20 protein-coding genes and 1 pseudogene are annotated in these 21561 nt (G+C 56.0%); 8 read left to right on the forward strand and 13 right to left on the reverse strand.

The window, feature by feature from the left end; genetic code table 11:
- Positions 1 to 10: 10 nt before the first annotated feature.
- Positions 11 to 781 (forward strand): isoprenyl transferase, encoded by a 771-nt coding sequence (locus tag ACG98I_RS10070; RefSeq protein ID WP_394720494.1) that lies wholly within the window; start codon positions 11 to 13, stop codon positions 779 to 781.
- Positions 782 to 802: 21 nt separating this feature from the next.
- Complete coding sequence (locus tag ACG98I_RS10075; RefSeq protein WP_394720495.1) at positions 803 to 1354, forward strand: flavodoxin domain-containing protein; 552 nt, start codon at positions 803 to 805, stop codon at positions 1352 to 1354.
- A 30-nt stretch (positions 1355 to 1384) separates the two neighbouring features.
- Here ACG98I_RS10075 and coaA read toward each other — a convergent pair whose 3' ends face one another.
- A complete protein-coding gene (gene coaA / locus ACG98I_RS10080) occupies positions 1385 to 2311 on the reverse strand; it encodes a type I pantothenate kinase (protein ID WP_394720496.1) in 927 nt (308 codons plus the stop codon).
- A 176-nt stretch (positions 2312 to 2487) separates the two neighbouring features.
- Here coaA and glyA point away from each other — a divergent pair, with 176 nt between their 5' ends.
- A complete protein-coding gene (glyA, locus tag ACG98I_RS10085; protein WP_394720498.1) occupies positions 2488 to 3789 on the forward strand; it encodes a serine hydroxymethyltransferase in 1302 nt (433 codons plus the stop codon).
- 249 nt (positions 3790 to 4038) lie between these two features.
- Here glyA and ACG98I_RS10090 read toward each other — a convergent pair.
- A pseudogene (locus ACG98I_RS10090) lies at positions 4039 to 4446 on the reverse strand (DUF5997 family protein); the annotation flags it as partial.
- 20 nt (positions 4447 to 4466) lie between these two features.
- Here ACG98I_RS10090 and ACG98I_RS10095 point away from each other — a divergent pair.
- The 3 genes from ACG98I_RS10095 (at position 4467) to ACG98I_RS10105 (ending at position 7488) form a co-directional block, all read left to right on the forward strand.
- Complete coding sequence (locus ACG98I_RS10095) at positions 4467 to 5186, forward strand: LysR family transcriptional regulator substrate-binding protein (protein ID WP_394720500.1); 720 nt, start codon at positions 4467 to 4469, stop codon at positions 5184 to 5186.
- Between the two features lie 205 nt (positions 5187 to 5391).
- The gene (locus ACG98I_RS10100; protein WP_394720502.1) at positions 5392 to 6819 is read left to right on the forward strand and encodes a PhoH family protein; all 1428 of its coding nucleotides are present in this window, start codon (positions 5392 to 5394) and stop codon (positions 6817 to 6819) included.
- An 81-nt stretch (positions 6820 to 6900) separates the two neighbouring features.
- On the forward strand, positions 6901 to 7488 hold the full coding sequence (locus tag ACG98I_RS10105) for a GNAT family N-acetyltransferase (protein WP_394720503.1): 588 nt from the start codon (positions 6901 to 6903) through the stop codon (positions 7486 to 7488).
- Between the two features lie 111 nt (positions 7489 to 7599).
- Here the strand turns inward: ACG98I_RS10105 and ACG98I_RS10110 are convergent, their stop codons facing one another.
- The 5 genes from ACG98I_RS10110 to glpX form a co-directional block, all read right to left on the reverse strand.
- Positions 7600 to 9165: an MDR family MFS transporter gene (locus ACG98I_RS10110; protein ID WP_394720530.1), complete on the reverse strand. Its 1566-nt coding sequence runs from the start codon at positions 9163 to 9165 to the stop codon at positions 7600 to 7602.
- Between the two features lie 77 nt (positions 9166 to 9242).
- Complete coding sequence (locus ACG98I_RS10115) at positions 9243 to 9902, reverse strand: TetR/AcrR family transcriptional regulator (protein WP_394720504.1); 660 nt, start codon at positions 9900 to 9902, stop codon at positions 9243 to 9245.
- 86 nt (positions 9903 to 9988) lie between these two features.
- Positions 9989 to 10630 (reverse strand): lipase, encoded by a 642-nt coding sequence (locus tag ACG98I_RS10120; RefSeq protein ID WP_394720506.1) that lies wholly within the window; start codon positions 10628 to 10630, stop codon positions 9989 to 9991.
- Positions 10631 to 11040: 410 nt separating this feature from the next.
- Complete coding sequence (locus ACG98I_RS10125; RefSeq protein WP_394720508.1) at positions 11041 to 12441, reverse strand: class II fumarate hydratase; 1401 nt, start codon at positions 12439 to 12441, stop codon at positions 11041 to 11043.
- A 160-nt stretch (positions 12442 to 12601) separates the two neighbouring features.
- Positions 12602 to 13618: a class II fructose-bisphosphatase gene (glpX, locus tag ACG98I_RS10130; RefSeq protein ID WP_394720509.1), complete on the reverse strand. Its 1017-nt coding sequence runs from the start codon at positions 13616 to 13618 to the stop codon at positions 12602 to 12604.
- A 205-nt stretch (positions 13619 to 13823) separates the two neighbouring features.
- Between glpX and ACG98I_RS10135 the strand changes: the two genes are divergently transcribed.
- On the forward strand, positions 13824 to 14414 hold the full coding sequence (locus tag ACG98I_RS10135; protein ID WP_394720511.1) for a DUF4245 domain-containing protein: 591 nt from the start codon (positions 13824 to 13826) through the stop codon (positions 14412 to 14414).
- Here the strand turns inward: ACG98I_RS10135 and ACG98I_RS10140 are convergent.
- The 3 genes from ACG98I_RS10140 to xseA form a co-directional block, all read right to left on the reverse strand.
- Positions 14411 to 14794, reverse strand: a complete 384-nt coding sequence (locus tag ACG98I_RS10140; protein ID WP_394720512.1) for a hypothetical protein — start codon at positions 14792 to 14794, stop codon at positions 14411 to 14413. The two genes, ACG98I_RS10135 and ACG98I_RS10140, sit on opposite strands and share 4 nt — an antisense overlap.
- Before the next feature lie 2 nt (positions 14795 to 14796).
- The gene (locus ACG98I_RS10145; protein ID WP_394720513.1) at positions 14797 to 15105 is read right to left on the reverse strand and encodes an exodeoxyribonuclease VII small subunit; all 309 of its coding nucleotides are present in this window, start codon (positions 15103 to 15105) and stop codon (positions 14797 to 14799) included.
- Positions 15106 to 15171: 66 nt separating this feature from the next.
- Positions 15172 to 16413 (reverse strand): exodeoxyribonuclease VII large subunit, encoded by a 1242-nt coding sequence (gene xseA / locus ACG98I_RS10150; RefSeq protein WP_394720514.1) that lies wholly within the window; start codon positions 16411 to 16413, stop codon positions 15172 to 15174.
- An 87-nt stretch (positions 16414 to 16500) separates the two neighbouring features.
- Between xseA and ACG98I_RS10155 the strand changes: the two genes are divergently transcribed.
- Positions 16501 to 17454 (forward strand): 4-hydroxy-3-methylbut-2-enyl diphosphate reductase, encoded by a 954-nt coding sequence (locus tag ACG98I_RS10155; RefSeq protein ID WP_394720515.1) that lies wholly within the window; start codon positions 16501 to 16503, stop codon positions 17452 to 17454.
- A gap of 133 nt (positions 17455 to 17587) precedes the next feature.
- On the opposite strand, the gene ACG98I_RS10160 is transcribed toward ACG98I_RS10155, so the two are convergent.
- The 3 genes from ACG98I_RS10160 to ACG98I_RS10170 are packed head-to-tail and all read right to left on the reverse strand — an operon-like array spanning position 17588 to position 21541.
- Entirely contained in the window at positions 17588 to 18751 is a 1164-nt protein-coding gene (locus tag ACG98I_RS10160; RefSeq protein WP_394720516.1) for a DUF6542 domain-containing protein, read from the reverse strand.
- 35 nt (positions 18752 to 18786) lie between these two features.
- Positions 18787 to 20043, reverse strand: coding sequence for a DNA recombination protein RmuC (locus tag ACG98I_RS10165; RefSeq protein WP_394720518.1), 1257 nt, complete (start codon positions 20041 to 20043; stop codon positions 18787 to 18789).
- Between the two features lie 34 nt (positions 20044 to 20077).
- Complete coding sequence (locus ACG98I_RS10170) at positions 20078 to 21541, reverse strand: AI-2E family transporter (protein WP_394720531.1); 1464 nt, start codon at positions 21539 to 21541, stop codon at positions 20078 to 20080.
- Positions 21542 to 21561 lie beyond the last annotated feature (20 nt).

Below are 21561 nucleotides of genomic sequence, written 5' to 3' on the forward strand. Positions count from 1 at the left end.
ACTACAAAGTGTGAATTTTCTCCCTGCACTGCTGTACCCAGCCTATGAAGCCCGCCTCAAATCCGAGCTCAAAGGTAAGCCGCAGCCAAAGCATATCGCGATTATGGCTGACGGCAATCGCCGTTGGGCACGTGAGGCGGGGTTTGAGGACATTAGCCACGGCCATCGTCAGGGCGCTAAGAAGATCAGTGAAATGATTTCTTGGTGCGCCGACACTGAGGTTGAGGTTGTCACCATCTACTTGCTGTCGACGGAAAACCTCAAGCGTTCTGAAAATGAAGTCAGTCTGCTTTTTGACATCATCACGGAAGTCGTTGACCACCTCAGCCACGGTGATTTGAATTGCCAGGTCCGTCTAGTCGGCCACCTGAATCTTTTGCCTGATGATGTGAGCAGCAAGATGTGTGAGGCCGCCGCGGACACCAGCGACAATGATGGCGTGATTGTCAACATTGCCGTTGGATATGGCGGACGTCAGGAAATCGTTGATGCTGTGCAAGCGTTGCTGAAGCAGGAATCTGCGCAGGGCACAACGATGGAAGAAGTAGCCGAACGTATCACCGTGGATAATATTTCCAAGCACCTGTATACCAAGGGCCTTCCAGACCCAGATTTGGTGATTCGTACCTCTGGTGAACAGCGCCTTTCGGGCTTTTTGCTGTGGCAGGCGGCCTATTCGGAAATCTGGTTTACTGATACTTATTGGCCAGCGTTCCGCAAGATTGATTTCCTGCGCGCGCTGCGTGATTACTCCAACCGTTCGCGCCGTTTCGGCAAATAACCTTCTTCGGGAGCGCATCTAATGGTTCTGGTCCTGTACAAATCCGATTATGGTTCCAGCAAGGAATATGCTGATGCGTTTGCCGCGCGGTGTGAAACAACCGCCGCAACGTGGACGGATTCAGGCTCAGTTCGCGCATTGCTTGCCGATGCCTCCGGTGCCGACAGCCTTAGTCCGGTCGTTGTCTTTTCCTATATCCACGGCCCGAAGGTGCCGGGCGTGGACGCCGCGATTGCCGCGTGGAAACAAGGACGTCCCACGGCTTTGTGCATTGTGGGTATGACCTTGCTAGATAAGGCGCGCAGCGATGATGCTTTAGCTAATCAAACTGGCGAGGACATCACGCGCTTTTATTTGCCGGGACGCATGAATTACTCGGAGCTGTCCACGGCGCACACCGCGGTTATGAGCGGGATTGTCAATGCTATACGCATGAAACCAAAATCTTTGCGCAGCGCTAATGACCAGTCGATGATTGACATGTTTAAAAAGGACCTCGACCGCGTTGACTTGAGCGAGCTTGATCCGGTTTATGCCTGGGCGGAAAGCAAAGAATCTTCACGAGGACTCTAAGCGAATAATTTGGGTATCCCGAGTTTTCGCTTAGAGTTTGCGCATCCGGACCTTTTCCACCGTGTGGTCTTCACCTTTACGTAAGACCAAGGAAGCGCGGACGCGGGTGGGCAGGATGTTTTCCACGAGGTTGGGCAGGTTGATGGACTGCCAAATCTCACGTGCCTGGTTATAGGCCTGTTCATCATTCATGTCTGCGTAGGCAGCAAAGTGAGCGCCTGGCTCACGGAATGCTGTGTGCCGCAGATTGAGGAAGCGGTTGATGTACCAATTCTCAATGGTTTCCATGCGCGCGTCCACGTAGACGGAGAAATCAAAGAGGTCTGAAATCATCAGCGTGGGACCGGTTTGCAAGACATTCAGGCCCTCCAGAATCAGAATGTCGGGCTGGTGCACGGTCTGGAATTCATTAGGAACGATGTCATAGGAGACGTGCGAATACATCGGGGCGCGCACTACTTCCTTGCCGGATTTCACGTCTGTGACAAAGCGCATTAGCGCACGGCGGTCATAGGATTCGGGGAAGCCTTTGCGCGACATCAGGCCGCGTTCTTGCAGAATACGCGTGGGGTAGAGGAACCCATCAGTAGTCACCAGATCTACTTTGGGGTGGGTATCCCAGCGCTGCAGCAAGACCTGGAGCAAACGCGCGGTGGTGGATTTGCCGACCGCAACCGAACCTGCAACACCAATGACGAAAGGCACATGGCTGGGTGGGTTGCCCAAGAACTCTTCGGTGACTTCCGTCAACGCCTGACGCGCGGCCACCTGGAGGTGGATGAGACGCGAAAGTGGCAGGTACACATCAGCGACCTCTTCGAGGTTGATGTTTTCTCCAAGGCCTGCGAGTTTCTTAACTTCTTCCTCTGTCAACACCTGCGGCATGGATTTACGCAGTCCACGCCAGGTATCGCGGTCGAAGTCAAGGTAGGGGCTTAAGTCGGGGTTCCGCGCCATGGACTCTATTGTGTCACTAGCCATAGGTGTGCAGGAAATTGACCGGACGCATATTGTGCGGTGTATTACACCCTGGGTGTATTTTAAGGGGCAAAAACACCCAGGGTGGGAGCGACCTTAGCTATCATGTGTGTGTATTGCTTCATCCCACTCCGACGAAGGGAATATACCGTCACATGACTAACCAGAATTCTTCCGATGCGCGCTACCAGGAATTGCGTGAACTAGACCCTGATGTTTTCGCGGCGATTGGTGGCGAAATCGCCCGCCAGCGCGACACCCTGGAAATGATTGCTTCGGAAAACTTCGTTCCGCGTGCAGTTCTGCAGGCTCAAGGCTCCGTATTGACCAACAAGTACGCCGAGGGCTACCCAGGTCGCCGCTACTACGGTGGCTGTGAGCACGTGGACGTTATTGAAGATTTGGCACGTGACCGTGCGAAGGAGCTCTTCGGCGCAGAATTCGCCAACGTTCAACCGCACTCCGGTGCTCAGGCCAACGCAGCTGTCCTGCAGTCGCTTATTAATCCAGGCGATAAGATTTTGGGCCTGTCTCTGGCTCACGGCGGTCACCTGACCCACGGCATGAAGCTGAACTTCTCCGGCAAGCTCTATGAAGTAGCTGCCTACGAAGTTGATGAAGCAACCAACCGTATCGACATGGATCGTCTGCGCGAGCAGGCAATTGCTGAAAAGCCACAGGTCATCATCGCTGGCTGGTCCGCATACCCACGCACCTTGGACTTTGAGGCTTACCGCTCCATCGCTGATGAGGTAGGCGCATACCTGTGGACTGATATGGCTCACTTCGCTGGTCTGGTTGCAGCTGATCTGTACCCAACCCCGGTTCCACACTCTGATGTCGTGTCCACCACCGTGCACAAGACCCTGGGCGGCCCACGCTCCGGCATGATCTTGGCTAAGCAGGACTACGCTAAGAAGCTGAACTCTGCGGTCTTCCCAGGCCAGCAGGGCGGTCCATTGATGCACGTTGTTGCAGCGAAGGCTATCTCCATGAAGATTGCCGCATCAGCTGAGTTCCGTGACCGTCAGGAGCGCACCCTGGAAGGTGCAAAGATTCTGGCTGAGCGCCTGATGACCCCTGAGGCAAAGGCAGCGGGCGTTGACGTTCTCACCGGCGGCACCGACGTACACCTGGTTCTGGTGGATCTGCGTAACTCTGAGATGGATGGCCAGCAGGCAGAAGACCTGCTGCACGAGGTCGGCATTACCGTTAACCGCAACGCTGTTCCTAATGACCCACGTCCACCAATGGTCACCTCCGGCCTGCGCATCGGTACCGCAGCCCTGGCTACCCGCGGCCTGGATGCAGCAGCGTTTACTGAGGTTGCTGACATCATCGCTACCGCACTGGTCGAGGGCAAGAACGCTGATGCTGAGGCACTGCGTGCACGTGTCGACAAGATTGCTGAGCAGTACCCACTCTACGAAGGTCTCGAAGACTGGAAGCTCGTCTAACTGGAAGCTTCGCTTAGCGAATCTTCCAGTTAAGTTAAAGACTTCAGGGAGATAAACCCTCCAAGTACATAAAGAATGCAGGTCCCGGGAAACCACAGGGCCTGCATTCTTTATGCTTGCTGCGAGCTACTCAGGCTTAGCCTCATCTTCGGCATCAGTCGTAGCTTCAGACTCCGCAACGGCTGCTTCGCCCTTGGCAAGGGACTCCTCGATGGCGTCGACAAAGTCGGCATCGGCAGGCGAATCTGCTTCTTGCTTGTCTGAGCCTTCCTCACGGGCCTTGGCATGCGCAGTCCGCGCAGCGCTGAGCCACTCCGGCTGATTTTCCAGCAGCTCCTTTATCTCAGCTGCCGTCAGCGGCTTGTCCATGTCATTTTTCTTCAAAGCGGTCACAGAAATGCCCAACTTCTGCGCCACCACTGGACGCGGGTAAGGGCCAGTGCGGCGTAGCTCATTGAGCCACTCCGGCGGGTTATTGTGCATATCGCGCAGCTCCGCGTGCGTAATCGCCCCGTCTTGGAACTCCTTGGGCGCTGCTGGCAGGTAGATGCCTAGCTTCTTCGCCGCGGTCTGCGGGCGCATAGCGGTACCAGATGGTTGCAAATTATTGTCAGTCACACCGCCTACGGTAGCACCAAGTACAACCAGTTGACACATGCTTGATTAAGCTGGCAGCCATGTTGCGATTGACTTTTAGCACCGGCACCGAACCTGGAAAGTGGTTCGAGCGTTTCCGGCGCGCCACCAACCACGGTGGGTTAGAAACGATTGATGCCGATGACGCAATCGCCGTGCTGCTTGCCGGCGACGCGGATGTTGCACTCGCGCGCCTGCCTCACGGTGGCCGCGATGCGCGTCTGAATGAGGCAGAAACGCATATCGTGCGCCTTTATACCGAAGCCCGCGGGGTGGCTGTACCCAAGGATTCAATTTGGGCAGAGATGGCAGAGACCGTCGATCCGGCAGATATCGCCGATGAGCACATTAACTATCGAATCGGCGATGATGGCTCCCTAGACATTGACGCCATTCGTGCCGGACTGCAGGTCGTGGCAGCAAATGTCGGCATTGTCATCGCGCCGCGCCCGTTGCTGAAAGTACTATCCAAGAAGCAAGTGGTGCCGCTAGAGCTTGCCGATGCCACCGTGCCCCAAACCGAAATCGCCCTCGTCTGGTTGAAGGAAAATGACTCCGAAGCCATTCAGGACTTCGTGGGAATCACCAAAGGGCGCACCATGAATTCTTCCCGGCACGAGGTGCCAAAAATGTCCGCGCGGGAGAAAGCGAAAGCCAAACAAGCGCGCCGGGCAGCGAGTGGCACCGGGAAATCGGTGAAGAAGAACGTGAAGAAGGGCGGGCGCAAGAGTCCTGGGCAGGGCAGAGGGCGGCAGCGTTAAGCCGCCATCACGGGTTAACCGAGTGTTCATCTTCCACCCGTGTAATTTTAATCTCACTTGCTTATTGTGGGCTTTAGCCGGAGAAGCTCTCAGAACCTAATCTTGTAATAGTTAGTGAGAAGAAGCGGGTCTGCGAGCGGAGGTTGCTAAAAGAATTAGCTTAGACCGCCGAAAACGCCAAGCGACAAGGGAGAACCCTGCAGGCATGTTTGATTCAAACGTCACAACCTGTCCAACGCACAGCCCGAAGAACCCAGGGCACACCAACACTGATTTGACCACTGATTCCTATGACGCAGTCGCGCACCTGGATGAAGCAAAGAAGACCAAAACTTATGTTCTTGATACCTCGGTTTTGCTTTCAGACCCATGGGCGCTGAAGAAATTCGCAGAACATGATGTGGTCTTGCCAGTGGTTGTTATCTCAGAGTTGGAAGGAAAACGTCATCACCCGGAGCTTGGTTGGTTCGCCCGCCAAGCTCTTCGTCATTTAGAAGGCCTGCGCTCCAAGCACGGTCATCTAGACCAGCCGGTTCCAGCGAATACGGACGGTGGCACGCTGCACGTTGAGCTCAACCATCAAGACCAGTTCTTGTTGCCGCTGGCATTTCGGGGTTCTGAAGGGGACCACCGCATCCTAGCGTGCGCGCTGAATCTGGCGCATGAGGGCCATGACACGGTCCTGGTGACCAAGGATGTCCCATTACGCGTCAAGGCCGGTGCCGTCGGCTTGGAAGCTGAAGAATACCGCGCACAGGACGTTGTCCTTTCCGGATACACCGGCATGGCGAACGTGCACGTCACCGCAGAAGTAATCAATGACCTCTTTAGCGATGGGGAAGTCGTTATTGATGAACTATTCACCGATGAAGGAACCTCCGTCGCTGACCTGCCCGTGCACTGTGGTGTGACAATGCAGGCGAATCAGCAATCTGCGCTGGGGCGCGTGCAGCCCGATGGCTCCGTCAAACTGGTTCGTGGTGACGTCAACGCCTTCGGGCTGCAAGGCCATTCCGCTGAGCAGCGCATCGCGCTGGATGTACTCGCCGATCCTTCCGTTGGCATCGTGTCCATCGGCGGCCGCGCCGGCACCGGTAAATCCGCCCTGGCGCTCTGCGCGGGCCTCGAAGCCGTCTTGGAGCGCCAAGAACACCGCAAGATTGTGGTCTTCCGCCCGATGTACGCCGTGGGCGGCCAGTCCCTCGGCTACTTGCCGGGGTCAGAGTCCGAAAAGATGAACCCATGGGCGCAGGCAGTCTATGACACTTTAGAAGGTCTGGTCTCAGACAACGTCATCGATGAAATCCACGACCGCGGACTACTTGAGGTCCTGCCATTGACCCATATCCGTGGCCGCTCCCTGCATGACACATTCGTCATCGTGGATGAGGCGCAGTCCCTGGAACGCAACGTGTTGCTGACCGTCTTATCCCGCTTGGGCCGCGGTTCCCGCGTGGTGCTCACGCATGACGTTGCCCAGCGCGACAACCTGCGCGTGGGTAGGCACGACGGGGTACAGGCGGTCATCGAGAAGCTGAAAGGCCATAGCCTCTTCTCCCACACCACCCTGCAACGCTCCGAACGTTCCCAAATTGCCGAATTGGTCACTAACTTACTGGAAAGTGACAACTAGCGTGGGTGCGTGACCTGTGAGTTTTGTCGAATCGGGTATCCACATCTGGCATTCGCCAGATTTCGTGCGGATAATGGCACTATGACGAAGCCAAGCTTTGCTATCCGCCCATTTCGCGCGGAAGATTACCCGCAAGTAAAAGACATTTATGAGCAGGGGCTCAGAACCGGAAATGCGACCTATGAAAGCCGCGCATTAACCCTCGAAGAATTCACTGATGGCAAGAACATGGACACCGTCTATGTAGCGGTGGAGGAATACGATGACACCAACGTCATCGGTTGGATTTCTGGGGCACCAATTTCTCAACGTGCAGTTCTCGCGGGCGTAGTGGAAGATTCGATTTATATCGCTCCCACTGCTCAGGGGCGCGGCGTTGCTGGTAGCCTGTTGGATAAGTTCATTGAGGTCTGCCAAGAGCTCGGCATGTGGTCTATCCACTCCTGGATTTTCCCGGAGAATGAAGGCTCTGCCAAGCTTCATACTTCCCGTGGATTTGAGAAGGTGGGCACCTACACTCACCTCGCGAAGATGACCTATGGTGAGCATGCTGGCCAGTGGCGCGATACCGATGTGTATCAAAAGCTTCTTCCAAAACCGGAGAAAGTCCAGCATGAAGAAGAATTCGAAGAAACTGCATCCGAGGCAGTTAAAGGGGCTCTGGCCTAAATCCGATACCTACTAAACTACGAATAATGCCCTGCCTCCCAGGAAAATCCAAAGTGATTCCCGGGAAGCAGGGCACTTTAACGTTTAAAGCTGCAAACGATGCTTTAAGCGCTAGTCGATGGTCTCCTTCAGGCGCTCCTCACGCAGTGGAATGAGCAAGAGCATCGCGATGATAGCCAGCGGTACCATCATGCCGATAACCGGCGTCAGACCGTCATTATAGGAGGTCAAGATGGCATCACGGACGGCATCGGGAAGCTGTGCAACCAACTGCGGTGTCAAGGAATTTGCGGCATCTGCGCCAGCAAACTGCTCGGCCACGACTGCGCCTTCTTGCCCCATGGAAGCAATTGCCTCAGGCAAACGGGTGGACATTTCATTCTGCATATTGTGAATGAACATCGAACCCACCACGGAAGCGCCAAGCGCGGAACCAATCTGGCGGAAGAAGTTATTCGCCGCTGTTGCGGTACCAACCTGGGCAATAGGGAAGGAGTTCTGAACAATCAGAACCAGAACCTGCATGACAAAGCCCAAGCCAACGCCGAAGAGGAAGAACAATGCTCCGACAATCGTCAGCGTGGTGTCCTTGGTCATCTGGGACATCAACCACAGAGCAACGGCCGTGATAGCCAAACCAATGATCGGGTACATCTTGTAATTACCGGTCTTGGAGATGATGAAGCCGATACCGGTGGAAACACCAATCATGCCGATCATCATTGGAATCATCATCAAACCTGCCTCAGTTGGGGACAGGGTGTGCACCATCTGCAGATAGGTTGGCATGTAGCCCAGAACGCCCATCATGGCCAAGCCCAGTACGGTGCCTGCCAAGGTGGTCAGAACCATGTTGCGGTTCTTAAAGAGGTGAACAGGAATCAGCGGCTGGGATGCGCGTGTTTCTACGAAGATAGTAAACGCAGCGCCCAAGATGACGATTGCGCCCATGGACAAGATCGTTGGAGAAGTCCACTCATACTCGCTGCCACCCCAAGTGGTCATCAGAATCAGCGAGCTGGTGGTAATAGCAATACCTGCGAAACCGAGCCAGTCAAAGCCCTTGAAACCGGCATCACCCACGCGCAATTTGAGCACGAAGATACACACGATGATGGCGAGCAGACCCAGTGGAATGTTGATCCACAGACCCCAGCGCCACCCCGGGCCATCCGTGAACCAACCGCCCAGGACTGGACCAAGTACTGAGGACACGCCGAAGACGCCGCCCATGATACCCATGAACTTACCGCGCTCACGTGCGGAAACAACCTCGGCCACAATCGCTTGGGAAGAAATCATCATGATGCCCGCGCCGAAGCCCTGGATGGCTCGACCGGCAATCAGCACGCCCATACCGCTGGCGAAACCGCCAATAGTAGAGCCGATAACGAAGATGGCGATACCGCCGATGTAAACCCACTTGCGGCCAATGCGGTCACCCAGCTGACCAGCCAACGGCATAGCGATGGTCATGGTCACCATGAATGCCGAGATAACCCAGCTCATCTGGTCCACGCCGCCCAGCTCACCGACGATGGTCGGCAGTGCTGAACCAAAGATCATCTGACCCAAGGAGCTCATCAGCATGGTCAGCATCAGAGCTGAGAAAATAATGCCGACATTATCGGCGGTCTTCTTGCCACGATTTGGATCGGTTGCTGATGGGGTCGCCATTTCAGCATTAACCACGGGGAGTTCTTCGCCTGTGGTAGCACTGGCCTGGTTGCCAGTATTTGGGGTGGTGTTATTCGCTACCATTCCAGTCCTTTCGTATATTCCTTAATCAATTTCATGGATTGATAAATGCGCTCTTTCATCGGGGCATCGCAGTCCCTTCCGGGATGCGCCATTGCCATCCACACAGCTTCTCGAATGAAGGCGCTTAACAACATCGCCTCAGTGCCTGGGTCCACCTCTGGGTGGCGCTGTTCCTCGGGGCGCAGAGTGAGGCGCTCCGTGAGAAGCACCATCATTTCTTTTGAACGTTCCTTACGAAACGCCATGGCCCTTACCGCAACGTCTGGGTGCGAAAAGATTCGCTGCCGACGCTCATGGATAACTCCATCACTGTCTGATGACGTCAGGTGCCGCTCCATGACCTCCACCAAGAGGTGGAGAATATTGCTGGACTCAGCGTTGAGGAAAGCCTCACGCTGTTCAGCATTGAGCTTTTCTGAGGTCATTCCTATAACAGCGCCTTCCTTGGCGCTGAAATAGTTGAAAAAGGTCCGCCGGGAAATCCCTGCGGCCTCACAAATTTGTTCAATAGTTACTTCATCAAAGCTCGACTCATCAACCAAGCGGGTTGCCGCATCTTCGATGCGCCGCTTGGTTGCCAATCGCTTTTGCTCCCTTAACCCAATGTCATTATCGGATGAGGGGCATGCTTCAATATCGTTATCTTCTTGCACACCATGCAATCTTACACACGGTGCAAGTTTGCACCAAGTGCAAAGTGTGTGATTCTATATTCCGCCGAAATGCTTTATTGTTTAAGTCACTCTGCCGGTGCTCCGGCCAGGGCATCAATGTTTCTTGTCAGCTGCGCCGCCGCCTTTAGCTCCTGCTCGCCATCTTCATCTGCCTCAAAATAGCGTGCTGAAATCTGACCGGACTCTTCCTCGAATTCCCAGAACCCCTCGGTCACACACTTCCGATTCAATGCTTGCGTGTCATACGCAACCACGTCACTGCCAGCAACCGGCTCCATCAGGGTTAACAACGCCTGGCAACCAGTCGTCGGATACACCAGAACCGCAGTTTCACCCGCGAATGAAATAACGCCATTCCATGCATTCTCTGGCCCCGCGTTGAACTCGCCCCCGAAAGTCCCTACGAAACCACCGTTGAGCATCTCCACCGGTGCCGATTCATCCACGTCCACCAGCTCTCGGTCAATAATTGGCTCAGGATCGGGTTCCGAAGCTGAGCGATACCATGCAAGCAACGACGCGAGCACAGCGAGCACCACGACGATGATGCCCACTATCCACATCCACCGGTCTGTTGTCTTGGAACCCTTGTATTGCTCAAAAGAATTCTGCGTACTTTGTTCCGCTTGTTCCACCCGTTCCTGGTTGGACAGAACAGACTTCTTTGACTCCGGCGTGTTTTCGACCATGGGTGTCATCTTATCCATCTCCGAACCCAAATCCTCATCCTGCATTTGATTCGCGTGCGCCCTTCGCGCTCACGTTCTTCCGACTCCTCCAGACTTCCTTCTTTCCGGTGACCGTGAAGGGCGCACCCTAGACATTTCGTGCGGGCCAAACCGTGGATGTACCCTTCGCGCTCACGTAGAGCAGGCATCTGGGCAGGAGAGTGTTTGTTGTGGCCGCGAAGGGCGCACCCCAGACATTTCGTGCGGGCCAAACCACGGATGTACCCTTCGCGCTCACACCGAGCAGACGCCTGGGGAGGAAAGGGATTGTTGTGAGTGCGAAGGGTGCGCTTGAAAAACTGCCGCGCAAGGGCGTGCGAGAGATCGAAAAAGGAGCACCGCCCGAAAGTGGGGCGGTGCTCCTGAGACTCTAAGCGAGGAAGTGAAGCTTAGAAGTTGTCGCGGTCGGTGTTGGCCATAGCCAAAACATCGAGGCGCTTGTCCAGCTCTTCTTCGGTGAGCTTGTCACCGTCGACGAAGCCGAGGTCAATCACGGCCTCGCGGATGGTGATGCTCTCAGCCAGCGCGTGCTTCGCTACCTTGGCTGCATTCTCGTAGCCGATTGCAGAGTTCAGTGGGGTCACGATGGATGGGGAAGACTCAGCGAAGGTCTTCATGCGTTCAGCGTTTGGCTCGATGCCGTCAACTAGGCGCTCAGCAAAGACGCGAGCGGTGTTAGCCAGCAGACGGGAAGACTCGAGAACGTTGCGCGCCATCATTGGGATGAACACGTTGAGCTCGAACTGACCCTGGGTACCGCCGAAAGCAATAGCGGCGTCGTTGCCGATAACCTGTGCAGAAACCTGGGTTGCGGTCTCACACAGAACTGGGTTGACCTTGCCAGGCATGATGGAAGAACCTGGCTGCAGGTCAGGCAGGTGAATCTCAGCGAAACCGGTCAGTGGGCCAGAGCCCATGAGGCGGATGTCGTTAGCCATCTTGTAGAAGGAAACAGCGACAACGCGCATTGCGCCGGAGAACTCAACCAGTGCGTCGCGGTTTGCCTGAGCCTCAAAGTGGTTCTTAGCCTCAGAAAGCTCATTGATGCCGGTGAGCTTCTTGAGCTCCTCGGTGACCTTCGCGCCGAAATCAGCGGAGGTGTTCAGGCCGGTACCAGCAGCGGTGCCGCCGATAGCCAGTTCGCCGAGGCGAGGCAAGGTTGCCTCGATGCGCTCAATGCCGAGCTCGAACTGGCGAGCATAGCCGGAGAACTCCTGGCCCAGGGTTACTGGAACAGCGTCCATCAAGTGGGTGCGGCCGGACTTAACAACGTCCTTCCACTCCTGTGCCTTCTTGAGCAGGGAAGCGTGCAGAACCTTCAGACCTGGGATGAGGTCATTGACAGCAGCCTCGGTTGCAGCCACGTGGGTTGCAGTTGGGAAAGTGTCATTGGAGGACTGGCCCATGTTGACGTGGTCATTAGGGTGAATCTCAACGCCGTTCTGGCCGGCGAGGGAAGCGATGACCTCGTTGGTATTCATGTTGGAAGAAGTGCCGGAACCGGTCTGGAAGACGTCGATTGGGAACTCAGCGTCGTACTTGCCGGAAGCAATTTCTTTACCAGCTGCGATGATGGCATCCGCGATTTCGGCATCCAGAGCGCCGGAATCCTTGTTGACCTGCGCACATGCAGCCTTTAGGAGGCCCATTGCGCGGATCTGAGCAGACTCCAGGCCACGGCCGGAGATAGGGAAGTTCTCAACTGCACGCTGGGTTTGTGCGCGCCAGAGTGCGTCCTTAGGAACCTTTACTTCGCCCATCGTGTCATGCTCAATGCGGTATTCAGTCATGAAATCCACCTTCTTTGTAGAGAGTAATTCTGATCTAATTGAGATTGAATTGTGCAAGGCTCATCATACCTTGCGCCGGAAGGGCTTAAGCCTTAGCCAGCACGAGGCTTGGCCATCCGGGACCTACGCCTCTGCATATGTGGTTAATCCTAGCTAAGGACTATTCTGCTGGGTCCGAGTAGTCGATGACGGAGTACTCCTGCAGCTTGGACAGCTGGTGGATGGAGTCGATGTAGCGGACGGTGCCGGACTTGGAGCGCATCACCATAGAGCGGGTGGTAGCGGAGTTCGCACGGTAGGAAACGCCGCGCAGCATGTCACCGTTGGTGACGCCGGTCGCCGCGAAGTAGCAGTTCTCGGAAGTAACCAGGTCATTGGTGTAAAGAACACGGTCGAGGTCGTGACCGGCAGCGCGAGCGCGTTCAGCTTCTTCCTCGTCCTTTGGCCAGAGCATGCCCTGGATTTCGCCGCCCATGCACTTCATTGCGCATGCGGTAACGATGCCCTCTGGGGTGCCGCCAATGCCCATGAGCAGGTCGATGGAGTTCGAATCTTGTGCGGTCGAGATAGCGCCAGCAACGTCGCCGTCCATGATGAGACGAATCTTTGCGCCAGCTTCACGGATTTCTTGAATCAGTTTTTCGTGGCGTGGGCGGTCAAGAACAACAACGGTAACTTCTTCAGGGCGAATTCCCTTGGCCTTGGCCACAGCATTGATGTTGTAGGCGACAGGCTTGGTGATATCCACCTTGCCAGCAGCTTCTGGGCCCACAACCAGCTTATTCATGTAGAACACTGCGGATGGGTCGTACATGGTGCCGCGCTCAGCAGCTGCGATGACAGAGATGGCGTTAGGGCGGCCTTCAGCCATCAGGCGGGTGCCATCGACTGGGTCAACAGCAATATCCATCGCAGCACCAGTGCCGGTACCGACGTTTTCGCCATTGTAGAGCATTGGGGCTTCGTCTTTTTCGCCTTCGCCGATAACAACAACGCCGTCCATGGAGACAGAGTTAATGAGCTGGCGCATTGCATCAACTGCCGCGCCGTCGCCTTCATTCTTCTTGCCACGGCCTACCCAGCGTCCGGAAGCCAAAGCTGCGGCTTCGGTTACGCGCACCAGTTCCATGGCGAGGTTGCGGTCCGGAACTTCTTTGTGTCCAGCATTATTTGTCATCGGTTAGAAGGCCTTCCTCATTGTTTTATAGATTGGCATTATCCAGTATGCCCACTTAGGCTCCCATTATTCCATGCTTTGGGTAGTGAACATTCCCGAATAGTCCCCCGAAAGAGGGAAGTGTTGGCCACAGTGGGATATTTGTCATGTAAATGGGCTGGGGGTGGGTTATCCAAATTGTGGTGTGCGTGGAATACTGAAGCGCATGGCTGGTGAAGAAAAACCACGGATTTTTCAGGGCGGCAAGGACATGATGTTGTCCTTGGGCGTCATTGTTGTTGGCATGTTTGCGGTTGTGGGTGGTACTGGTTTGTGCACCATTAACCCGGAGACCTCGGATCTTTCCGCAGTCCGTGAGGTCGATGGAGAAGCCTTCTTGGAGCTTGAGGCCCGCGCCGCACAGGGATCAGCCATCCGCATCCCGGACGTGCCGGAAGACTGGAAGGCTAATTCCGCTCGTCGTGCATCGGTTGCGAATCAGCCTTCATCGGTGGTTGGTTGGGTAACGCCGCAAGAGGGTTACTTGGCATCGTGGCAGACGCAAGCATCGCTTGACGATGCCGTCGAGGGTTTCGATGAACACTTCCGCGAAGAGTCTGAAACCATCGATATTGATGGCCAGACCGTTGAGGTTTATTCCACAGCCGAGCGCAACGTGCGTGATGTGTGGGCCATGGACCTAGAAGACCAGCGTGTGCTGCTATCGGGTACCGCCAGCGATGAAGAATTCACCGAGCTGGTCCGGGCCTTCTTGGCTGTTGACCCGGTTGAAATTGAGCCACAACCAAACAGTTAATTAAGGCGCGTCAGACGAATCTTTTCGAGGTTCTCGCCGTAGGTCGCTTCTACACCAGCTTGAGAGGTCTTGGCCGTAGCTGCTTCGCCGGCAGGACCTGAGACGCGTTCGCGGTCGACGAAGATCTCAATCTTCTCCCGCGATAGCGCTGGTTCGATAGTGATGGCATAAAGCTTGCCGACGCTAAACTCAAACGTTAAAGACCCGTTGTAGTAGGTAAGAACCTGCTCACCCGTGCTGTCTTGCTCGTTGGTCTTAGTGTGTGCTGGGCCGAAGAATTCTTCAATCAGACCGATAGGGTCACCGAATTCCAGCGCGCCTGCTGAACCGGTCTTGGAGATGAAATCCACACGGTCATTTGGGTATGCAAAAATCTGCATTCTTAAATCTCTCCCTCGCTCTGCGCTGAATTGGTTGCATTATCATTCTGGCTGGTGCTGGTGTCGGTTGCTCGGCTGTTGAGAGCATCCTCCACGCGCTTAGAAGCTCCATCTAGGTGGCTTTCGCAGGCCTTGGCTAATGCTTCGCCGCGTTCCCAGTATTTCAGTGATTCGTCCAGGCTCATCTGGCCGAGCTCTAAAATCTTCACGGTTTCAATTAGCTCATCGCGAGCCTGTTCATAAGTCAATGTGTCAACGGATGGGAAGGCGTCTTCGCCGGGAGTGCCGGTTCCAAAGGAATCTGTAGCCATGTCTATGTCTTTCTTGCTAAATACGTCGGAAACTGAAATAAGCTTCAAACTTGAATTCTAATCTGACTAATCTGAGGGGCCGGAGCCCAGTACGGCGGCAGATAGTGAACCATCGCCAACGCGGACGCGAATCTGCGCACCCGGTGGTGCTTGCTCATAGCTGGTGACAACTTCTGCGTCGCTGCCATCGCGAGGGATGACCTGTACTACCGAATAGCCTCGCGCGAGTGTCGCGGAAGGACCGAGTGCAGAGACCTGAGCGCGCAGCGCCTGGATGCGGGAAGTTTCTCGCTCCAGGAGCACCTGAATGTCGCGCTGCGCCATCTGTCGCAGGCGGGTGAGTTCTTCGCGCTGCAGGGTAATCGGGCGCATCGGGTCCGCCAGGACGGGACGCGAGCGAAGCTGCGCCAGCCCGCGGCGCTCACGCTCAACCCAGCCGCGCAGCGCCGCGGACATGCGCTGGCGAGCTTCAGCGATCCGGTCATACTCCAGGGCGACGTCGGGGACGACGCGCTTGGCGGCATCGGTAGGCGTGGCTGCACGCACGTCAGCAATATTGTCCAGGACTGGATTATCTGGCTCGTGACCAATTGCTGAGACCACCGGGGTGGTCGCTGCGGCGACTGCGCGCTGAAGGGCCTCTTCAGAGAAGGGGAGCAGATCCTCGACCGAACCACCGCCGCGAGCGATGATGATGACATCCACGTCTGAGTCTTCATCAAGTTGGCGTAGCGCGTCGACCACTTGCGCCACAGTGCCAGTGCCTTGCACCGCAGTATTAATCACGCGGAATTGGACAGCGGGCCAGCGGCTTTGCGCCACCGCCAGGACATCCCGCTCCGCCGCGGACCCGCGGCCGGTGATGAGACCGACCTTTTTGGGCAAAAACGGCAAAGGCTTTTTGCGGGCGGGGTCGGTGAGGCCTTCATCGGCAAGCTGCTTGCGTAGTCGCTCAATGCGCGCCAGAAGCTCGCCAATACCAACGTGGCGAATATCGGTGGTCCACAAACTGAAGGAACCGCGGCCGGCATAAAATGCTGGCTTGCCATAGACCACGACACGGTCGCCGTCCTTGAGCGGAGTCGCAAGCGAACGGACCAGATCTGTAGGACATGTCAACTGAACCGACTTCTGCTGTTCTACATCGCGCAAGGTGAGGTAGGACAATTTCCAGGTCGGCTTGACGTTGATCTGGGTCAATTGGCCCTCAACCCATAAGAATCCAAGCTTCTCAATCCAGCCCTTGACCTGGTCATTTACCTTACCGACGGGCCACGGAGACTCGGCGGAATTTACTGACTGCGCCATGTGTGACCTCCCCGGTTCATTTGCTGACTATCGTGCATAGTCACCCAGTCTATTGTTTTACCCGCAACTTCGGATAGGGTGGGGGTCATGACTGAGGCAGGAAAGAACGTCCTCCTGGCGGCACCCCGCGGCTACTGCGCTGGCGTGGATCGTGCAGTTGAGACTGTAGAACAAGCATTGGAAAAATACGGCGCACCGATTTATGTGCGCAAGCAGATTGTTCACAATAAGTATGTTGTGGAATCTTTGGCGAAGCGTGGAGTGATCTTCGTTGAAGAGGCATCCGAGGCACCTGAAGGCGCTCACTTGGTTTTCTCCGCACACGGCATTTCCCCAGCCGTGCGTAAGGAAGCAACCGATCGCAAGCAGCTCACCCTTGACGCAACGTGCCCACTGGTGACCAAGGTCCACCGTGAGGCTAATCGCTTTGACCGCGATGGTTACCATATTCTTCTGGTTGGCCACGAGGGCCACGAAGAGGTTGAAGGTACCGCCGGTCAGGCACCAGAGGTCACCCACCTGGTGGATGGCGTCGAAGGCGTGGAGAAGCTGCCGGAGTGGCTGAAGAATGAGAAGCTCGTGTGGCTTTCTCAGACCACGTTGTCGGTGGATGAGACCATCGAGATTGTTAACCACTTGCGTAAGCGTTTCCCACATTTGGAGAATCCACCGTCAGATGACATCTGCTACGCAACGCAGAACCGTCAGGAATCCGTCAAGGCGATTGCACCGAAGTGCGACTTGATGATTGTTGTGGGCTCCACCAACTCGTCGAACTCGGTTCGTCTGGTTGAAGTTGCACTTGATGCCGGTTCTAAGGCTTCCCACTTGGTGGATTATGCATCTGAGATTCAGGAAGAGTGGCTCGAGGGGGTAGAGACCGTCGGTGTTACTTGTGGTGCATCCGTGCCAGAGCTGTTGGTTCGCGAGGTTTTGGAGTTCCTCGATGACCGTGGCTTTAATAACGTGGAGCAGGTAACCACCACGACTGAGACCATTCAGTTCTCCTTGCCACGTGAGCTACGTCCAGCACGCACTTAATACGCGCTGCTAAGGACACTCACTCAGCCAAGACAAAGCGGCTGTCACTCCCACGCAATGTGGTGAGGTGACAGCCGCTTTGTTTGAAGCTAGCCTTGCTTTTGTTCTCTCACTAAGGAGGCGGGATTGCCCCTCAGTTGCCGTAGAGGTCTTCGTCGAGCGCCCGCGATGCTCGCTTGCGCGTCTGGGGCTTAGGTTGCTTCTTTAACTGCTCAGTCGCCGGCTGTCGCTCGGATGCTGGCTGCTGTGCTGGTTGCGCCGGCGCAGAGCTGGCAGGGGACTGCTTAGCTGTTGCCGCGTCTCCCGCACGACGGCGCGGGTCTGGACGTCGGGAATCCGTGGCGTGACGGTTATCAAAAGACTGCGAGCGGCGAGCCTGTTCTTGATTCTGCTGCGCATCCGTCACACGGCGCGTAGCGCGCTCGCGTGCTGATGAATCACGTCGGGGATCACGGGTAGAAGCATCTGGGCGACTGGTGCGGCTGCTCCGGCGAGACTCATCGGTGCGCGGTACGCGGCGAACTTCACGGGCACTGCCAGTGCTGCTTGCGCTACCGCGACGAATAGAGGTCGCCGAGCGGGCGGAACGAGAACTCGTGGAACCTGGTGCGGGAGATTCCGCTGCGGAACCGTTGCGAGCTGCCGAGCGGGTTGCAGAGCGGGCTTCCGAGCCAGCCTCTGGACGGGGCGCACGTGTGGCCGCCCCTTTGCTTTGGGCGGACTTATTGCGCTCGATTAACTCCTGCACGGAGAGACGCTTGGTGGTCTCACGGGCGCGGCTGGTGGTCTCACGGTTGCGGCGGTCAGATTCTGCCATCTTGCGCCGTGAGACTTGCTCATTGGAGTTGATACTCTGTGCGGAATTTTTCACCCGATATAGCCGCAGGACTGCGATGATGATGCAGGCCACCAGCGTGAAAGCTAGGTGCGGGAAGACTTCCAGTAGTGGATACGCCGAGGTAACCACAATTGTCGTGGAAAATAGTGGCGCACCTTCAGATTGCGTTGACCTGACGGTGAGCCATGAGGTGAGCAGCATCATCAGGGCGAAAAGCAGCGGTATTGATGCGACCGTGAGGAAAAGGCCGCGCACTTGCACAAGCGCAGTCGCAGCCAAGGCACCGAGGATAAAGCAGATCAAAAAGGGCCAACCCACGGACGATGTGATGGTTGAAATAATCAAACCAGTCGCCAGGGCGGCCACGATGACAGCAATACTCGTCCACACAGGCAACGCGCCGAAGCCTTTTCCGGCGCGGCTATTTACTGGGTGTGATTGGGTATTGACGTGGGACACGCTGAGAGAGTCTACCTTGTCAATTGCTCAGAGCCTTAACTACCGGCCGCTGAGTTGCCGAATAGATCCTCCGAGAAATTGTCAGAAGTTTGGGCTGTGCCATCATCTTCCATGCTGAAGGCGTGATGTGGTGAGATGCGCGGGGAAACGCCCGGCGATTGTGACACTGTGCTCAGATTGGTTGGCTGCTTGTCTGTCCGGGACGGGATATCCATTTCAGCCAGCTTGCGAGCGGTCACCATGACACGCGAATCCATGGAGGAAAGCGTCGAATTGAACGCCTCAACTGCTTTCTCGAGGCTGCGCCCAACGCGGTTGTAGTGATCGCCCATGGTGTTAAGCCGCGAGTAGAGCTCGCTGCCCAAGCGTTGTACTTCGCGTGCCTTGTCGGAGATATCCTCATGCCGCCAGCCGAGAGCCACCGTGCGCAGCAGCGCAAAGAGCGTGGTCGGCGTAGCAATGACCACGTTGCGCTCAAATGCGAACTCTAGAAGCTCGGGGTCCACACCGAGCGCCGCATCCAGGAATGGGTCAGCAGGCGTGAACAGCACAACGAATTCTGGGGTGGGGGAGAATGCCTCAATATAGTCCTTGTGCGACAGCTGTTGCACGTGGGTGCGCACCATATGCGCGTGCCGACGCAAATAAGCTGCATGTTCTTCTGGATCCTTGGTCTCCAGCGCGTCGAGGTAGGCAGAGAAAGGTACTTTGGCGTCCACCACAATGTGACGGTCCGCTGAGAGATTAACAACTAAGTCCGGGCGCACGGCCTTATTGCCCAGATATGCGGTGACCTGGGATTCAAAGTCCACGTGTTTGACCATGCCGCCGAGTTCCACGACGCGCTCTAGTTGAATCTCGCCCCAGCGCCCGCGCACATTGGGAGAACGCAGCGCAGTCACCAACTGGTCCGTCCTATCGGAGAGACGCGTCGAGGTGCGCGACATTGAATGAACCTGGCTGGATAATTGCGAAAACGCTGTCGCCCGGTCTGCTTCCAACTCTTGAAGTTGCTGCCCCAACCGGTGCATAGCGCGCTCTAAGGGAAGCATTGACTGCGTGACCGTATTGGTGACTGATTTATTGACAGTATCGGTCAGCTCCGCCGGGCTGGTGCCGGTACGCGCATCGCCGGCACCTGTTTCGCCGGAACCAGAATGTCCAGGAGCTAGCTCAGGGGAAGAGCTGGCCGTTTGGCGTGAGCTGTGTGCGAACCAGCCCAGGGCTGCGCCCAGAAGTAGGCCCAGAATAAGGCCCACGAATAATAATGTGATGGGCAGTGCGTAACTCATGCATCTAGCTTCTCACACGCACCAGACAACGCTACTAGCCGCGGTCCTTTGGATCGAGAATGCGTTCGAAGAAATCGCGTGCTTGTGTGAGCTTGCTGCGCGTTACTGGCTTCTCGGAGGTGTTTGGCGCCTCATCAATCTTGACGATCTCTTCGAGCGCGTCACCGACGCCGTCATTATGGACATCGGTAATAGCTGAACTTAGAGCAGGGGACTGGACGGTCTCCGGAAGCTCTTGCAAAAGCTTCCGACGATGCGCGCCTTGGACCTCGTTATAGCGGCCCGCCAAATAACCTGCGTTCGTAGCGAATTCGATTTCGCTCGCGTCCTTCTCACCAGACTGTAACTGCAGCATGTCCTGGATGTAGCGGTAGAAAACCGCGATCATTGCGGCTACCGGCACTGCCAGGAATGCGCCAATGAGGTTGAATAGCGCACCACCGACGGTAACCGAAACCAATACGATAACCGGGTGCAAGTTCATAGCCTTGGACTGCAGTATAGGCGACAGAACGTTGCCTTCGAGCTGTTGTACCAACAGCACCAGACCAAGAACCAGGAGCGCCTCGGTAAAGCCCAAGGACACCAGCGCAATCAGGACTGAAAGGGCACCGGCAGCAATCGCACCAACCAGCGGAATAAATCCGGCCATGAATGTGATGATGGCCAACGCCATAGCCAGCGGTACTCCGATGGCGTAGAGGCCGATGCCGATGAAGACGGCATCGATAAGCGACACCAGCGCCTGTGCTCGGATGTAGCCGCCGAGCGTATTCCAGCCGCGGGTGAGGGCCTCGGTGAGGTGCCAACCGGCACGACGGCTGGTTGCTTGACGAACCCAGGGCAGGAACTTATGTCCGTCTTTGAGGAAGAAGAACGTCATGACGACCATAACCACCAGGGTGATGGCCACGCTGGTCGCTGTGCCTACACCGGAAACGAAGGATCCGGCGATTGCGCCAGCCTGGTCTTGTAGCCAGCTCGCGACCTCATCGACATATGTGCCGATATCCTCCGAGTTGAGATTCAGCGGTGGGCCCTGAGCCCACAATTGGAGGCGCTGAATACCTTCCACTGCCTGCAAATACAGTGACTGTGACTGGCGTGCAAAGTCCGGCGCAACAAACGCGAAGATACTGCCCACAACCCAAATGAACAGCACAATACTGATGATTGAAGCCAGCGCCGAAGGAACCTTGAATTGGCGCAATTTGGATGCGATAGGGGCCAGCACCGTACAGATAATCAACGACAAAACCACTGGCAAGATGCCTTGCCAAAAGCTGCCGATGATTTCGCCCAATAGATATAGGAAGAAGCCAATGACGACCAGGCGAATAGACCACAGTGAGGCCGACTTGATCATCTCACCAGCAACGACAATGCGGTCAACTTGATTGCCCGGTGGATGTGGTGAGACTGCCTCCAAGCGCGCGGTGTCGACATCCCGGTCGAATTTCCCACTGAGCTGGAGCTTCTCTAGCTCTTTCGCGGTCATATCCTGGCCGACGGTTGCTT

Origin of the sequence: Corynebacterium sp. L4757 (assembly GCF_043673995.1) — a bacterium.
Taxonomy (GTDB): Bacteria; Actinomycetota; Actinomycetes; order Mycobacteriales; family Mycobacteriaceae; genus Corynebacterium.

Excerpts from the sequence above, each read along its gene's own strand:
- ACG98I_RS10075 (WP_394720495.1), top strand. The coding sequence starts at position 803 with ATGGTTCTGGTCCTGTACAAATCCGATTATGGTTCCAGCAAGGAATAT.
- coaA (WP_394720496.1), bottom strand. The coding sequence starts at position 2,311 with ATGGCGCGGAACCCCGACTTAAGCCCCTACCTTGACTTCGACCGCGAT.
- glyA (WP_394720498.1), top strand. The coding sequence starts at position 2,488 with ATGACTAACCAGAATTCTTCCGATGCGCGCTACCAGGAATTGCGTGAA.
- ACG98I_RS10095 (WP_394720500.1), top strand. The coding sequence starts at position 4,467 with ATGTTGCGATTGACTTTTAGCACCGGCACCGAACCTGGAAAGTGGTTC.
- ACG98I_RS10100 (WP_394720502.1), top strand. The coding sequence starts at position 5,392 with ATGTTTGATTCAAACGTCACAACCTGTCCAACGCACAGCCCGAAGAAC.
- ACG98I_RS10105 (WP_394720503.1), top strand. The coding sequence starts at position 6,901 with ATGACGAAGCCAAGCTTTGCTATCCGCCCATTTCGCGCGGAAGATTAC.
- ACG98I_RS10110 (WP_394720530.1), bottom strand. The coding sequence starts at position 9,165 with ATGGCGACCCCATCAGCAACCGATCCAAATCGTGGCAAGAAGACCGCC.
- ACG98I_RS10120 (WP_394720506.1), bottom strand. The coding sequence starts at position 10,630 with ATGGATAAGATGACACCCATGGTCGAAAACACGCCGGAGTCAAAGAAG.
- ACG98I_RS10125 (WP_394720508.1), bottom strand. The coding sequence starts at position 12,441 with ATGACTGAATACCGCATTGAGCATGACACGATGGGCGAAGTAAAGGTT.
- glpX (WP_394720509.1), bottom strand. The coding sequence starts at position 13,618 with ATGACAAATAATGCTGGACACAAAGAAGTTCCGGACCGCAACCTCGCC.
- ACG98I_RS10135 (WP_394720511.1), top strand. The coding sequence starts at position 13,824 with ATGGCTGGTGAAGAAAAACCACGGATTTTTCAGGGCGGCAAGGACATG.
- ACG98I_RS10140 (WP_394720512.1), bottom strand. The coding sequence starts at position 14,794 with ATGCAGATTTTTGCATACCCAAATGACCGTGTGGATTTCATCTCCAAG.
- ACG98I_RS10145 (WP_394720513.1), bottom strand. The coding sequence starts at position 15,105 with ATGGCTACAGATTCCTTTGGAACCGGCACTCCCGGCGAAGACGCCTTC.
- xseA (WP_394720514.1), bottom strand. The coding sequence starts at position 16,413 with ATGGCGCAGTCAGTAAATTCCGCCGAGTCTCCGTGGCCCGTCGGTAAG.
- ACG98I_RS10155 (WP_394720515.1), top strand. The coding sequence starts at position 16,501 with ATGACTGAGGCAGGAAAGAACGTCCTCCTGGCGGCACCCCGCGGCTAC.
- ACG98I_RS10165 (WP_394720518.1), bottom strand. The coding sequence starts at position 20,043 with ATGAGTTACGCACTGCCCATCACATTATTATTCGTGGGCCTTATTCTG.
- ACG98I_RS10170 (WP_394720531.1), bottom strand. The coding sequence starts at position 21,541 with ATGACCGCGAAAGAGCTAGAGAAGCTCCAGCTCAGTGGGAAATTCGAC.